We start from the raw sequence: 3,490 nt of genomic DNA on the forward strand, positions 1-3,490 counted from the left end.
CATGCTGGACTTTGATTTGATAGAGGACAGTACCCGGCGGTTTAATGCACTGATGGATCTGGTTTTCAGCTTTAAATGGAACCGGACCGTGGATCCGGGCGTTCATTTTGGTTTTTATTACAAAAGTTTCAGGGATGAGGGTATCCGCAAGGTTCTCAACGCCATGTTCCGATGGTTTCGTGATTACCTGCATGACGCGTTCATCGTGTTTAACAAAGAAGGCGTTATCAAGGTCACTGACGAACGCAAAGCCGCCGACTATGTCCTTACCCTCATGGAAGGCCTGGAGTTTCATGCCCATTTCTTAAATGGCGGCAAGCCCTTTGAAGATTTTGCAGATACAGCCAAAGCGGCAACTATATTGATATTGAAAAACGGCACATTTTAATGACAACCACCATAGGAACAGGGGTCAGGGAAAGGTATCCTAAGCTTATCCACTGACCATTCAGTAAAATATAAACAACTCAGGTGACGACATGGATTATTGTCTGGAAGCATTTGCTTTACACAAAAATTATGGAGAGGTGAAGGCCCTTGATAATGTAGATCTGCGCATCAACCAAGGAGAACTTTTTACCCTTCTTGGCCCGTCCGGCTGCGGCAAGACCACCCTTTTAAGAATTATTGCAGGTCTTGAGACCGCATCCGACGGCAATCTGTTTTTAAACGGGAATCCCATTCTTGATATTCCGGCCAATAAACGCCCGGTGAATACTGTCTTTCAAAGCTATGCGCTTTTCCCGCACCTGAAGAACTACGACAATATTGCCTTTGGCCTGCGCGCGCAAAAAGTGCCGGAAACACAAATTGCCCCCAGGGTGGCAAAAATGCTTGGGATGCTGGAACTTGAAAATTTTGCGGACCGGTACCCGGACCAGCTCTCCGGCGGACAGCGCCAGCGGGTCTCCATGGCCAGGGCCCTGATCTGTGAGCCGGAAATTCTGCTGCTGGATGAGCCCATGTCCGCCCTGGACGCCAAGTTGCGGGTCCAGCTTCAGGAACAGCTTCGCCGGCTACAGCTGCGGCTTAAGAAAAATTTTATTCTGGTCACCCATGACCAGGAAGAGGCATTGACGGTCTCGGACCGTATTGCCGTCATGAAAGACGGACATATCCTGCAGTGCGGCACACCTTCCGAAATATACAACCATCCCAGCTGCCGGTTTGTTGCGCAATTCATCGGCACTGCAAATATCTTTGAGGTTGAACGCCAGGACAATGTCCTCCGGGCAGATTTTGGCGATTTTGTGCCGGACACCATGCCTGAATGGAAAAAGGGATCCCTGGTCATCCGGCCCGAAGGCATCCGGCTGCGCCCGGAAAAACCTGCCCGGAACGGTATCCGGTCCCGGGTCATTGAAAAATACTACCGGGGTACCTATCAGAATATCACCCTTGAGACCGGCAACCTGCGCATGAGGACAGCCCCCCACCGCAAAATCGAAATCGGAGACGAGATCTGGGTGGAGCTGCTGCAGGAAGCGTTGGTGACCATAGATGACTGATACACGCCATGTTTGAATATGAATATTTAAGAATGCAAGGAGTTACAGGCCGGTGAAAATCATAGATAAACCAGAAATACTCTACGGTGAACTGTCAACACCCGGAAAAATCAGAACCAAGAGCCTTCTGCGCATTTCTCCGGGCATGCTGTGGATCATGCTCTTTCTTTCCATACCTGCATTGTCATTGATTGTGATCAGTTTTACCACCCGGGGCGCCTACGGCGAGATCGAATGGGTCTTTACCCTGGAAAACTACAAACGGCTGGCAGGATACAGCCTGTTCGGCTGGAGCCCGGATTACTTAAAAATCCTGCTGCGCTCAATCATTGCCGGATTTATCACCACAATCGTCTGCATCATTTTGTCCTACCCTTTAGCCTTTTTTATCTCAACAAGGGACAAGGCGACCCGGTACCTGTGGCTCACGGCCCTGATCATCCCCTTCTGGACCAATCTGGTGATCCGGACCTATGCCTGGCAGATCGTTCTTGCACCGGGCCTGCCCATTGCAAAGCTTGCGGCCCTGCTGCACCTTATACCGCCGGGAAGTCCTTTGTACCCCAGCTCCCTTGCGGTCTATCTCGGCATGATCAGCGCGTTTCTGCCCTTTGTGGCCCTGCCGTTGTATTCCAGTGTGGAAAAACTGGACTGGAGCCTGGTTGAAGCGGCCAATGACCTGTACTGCGGCAAGTGGCGGGTGTTCCACCAGGCCATTTTACCCCAGACCCTGCCCGGGCTTTCGGTTGGCGCCATTCTGACCTTTGTGCCGGCCATGGGCATGTTCCTGATCCCGGATCTTCTGGGCGGTGCAAAATATATGCTGGTGGGCAACCTGATCCAGCAGCAGTTCGGCAAAAGCCGTGACTGGCCCTTTGGGGCGGCTGTCAGTCTTGCGCTCATGTCCTTAACCCTTATTGCCCTGGTCATTTTGAACCGCAAAGGCGAAAAAATGGAGGTGATATAATGTTTAAGCTGGGCCTGCGTTACAAAATTTTTGCCGCGGCAACCTATGCGTTTCTTTACACGCCATTGCTGGCTGTCATTATCTACTCATTTAACAAGTCGCGTTTCGGCATCCACTGGGGCGGGTTCAGCCTGGGCTGGTATGCAAAACTGCTCCATGATAAACTGGTCATTGAGGCCTGCATCAATACCGCCATTTTAGCAGTGGTTTCCACCACCATTGCCACAATCCTGGGCACGGCCCTTGCCATGGGCCTTTCCCGCTATCCCTGGTCAAAGAAAATAATGACCTTTTTTGACATCAACCTGTATCTGCCGGTCATCACCCCGGAGATTGTTTTTGCCGGGGCCCTTGTCATTGCGTTTACCTGCCTGCGCGCTATATCTTCCATATTTGAACCCGGACTTGTGACCATGATCATCGGGCACGTCACCTTCCAGGTGGCGTTTGTGGCCCTGGTGGTCAGAAGCCGGCTTGCATCCTTTAACAATGAGATTGAAGAGGCCTCAAGGGATCTGTACGCCTCCAACTGGTATACCTTCCGCCATGTGCTGCTGCCATTGATGATGCCGGGCATCGTGTCCGGGGCCATGCTGGCCTTAACCCTGTCCCTGGACGACTTTATCATCAGCTTTTTCACGGCCGGGCCCACCTCGGTCACCCTGCCCCTTTATATCTACGCTGAAGTGCACCGGGGCATCACGCCCAAAATCCATGCCTTGTCAACCGTGGGAATTTTTGTAACCATCACGCTGGTTATCCTGTCACAACGGATTTCCAACAAAAAATAATTTAACAATAAAACTCAAGGAGAGAACAAAAATGAAAAAATTAACCCTGACCGTATTGCTGGTGTTTGCCGTGTTCCTGCAGTTTCCGGCTGCCTTGTTTGCTGCAGATGAACTTCGTGTTCTGATCTGGAGTGAATATATGCCCGAGGACTATATGGACACCTTTACCAAAGATACGGGTATTAAAAGCCGGGTGGAACTCTACGAGTCCACGGAAGAGCTTG

General features: G+C 51.1%; 4 protein-coding genes and 1 pseudogene. All 5 read left to right on the plus strand.

Translation table 11 applies throughout. The features are described from left to right. Positions 1 to 388, plus strand: a 388-nt coding sequence (locus AB7U36_RS20810) for a hypothetical protein (RefSeq protein ID WP_428161540.1), incomplete at its 5' end; no start/stop codon positions are given. 91 nt (positions 389 to 479) lie between these two features. Continuing rightward, a complete protein-coding gene (locus tag AB7U36_RS20815; RefSeq protein ID WP_428161541.1) occupies positions 480 to 1,508 on the plus strand; it encodes an ABC transporter ATP-binding protein in 1,029 nt (342 codons plus the stop codon). Positions 1,509 to 1,560: 52 nt separating this feature from the next. After that, on the plus strand, positions 1,561 to 2,475 hold the full coding sequence (locus tag AB7U36_RS20820) for an ABC transporter permease (protein WP_428161542.1): 915 nt from the start codon (positions 1,561 to 1,563) through the stop codon (positions 2,473 to 2,475). Then, on the plus strand, positions 2,475 to 3,266 hold the full coding sequence (locus AB7U36_RS20825; RefSeq protein ID WP_428161543.1) for an ABC transporter permease: 792 nt from the start codon (positions 2,475 to 2,477) through the stop codon (positions 3,264 to 3,266). Before AB7U36_RS20820 ends, AB7U36_RS20825 begins: the two co-directional genes overlap by 1 nt. Before the next feature lie 31 nt (positions 3,267 to 3,297). Then, positions 3,298 to 3,490, plus strand: a pseudogene (locus AB7U36_RS20830) (spermidine/putrescine ABC transporter substrate-binding protein); the annotation flags it as partial.

Source organism: Desulfobacter sp. (genome assembly GCF_050177295.1).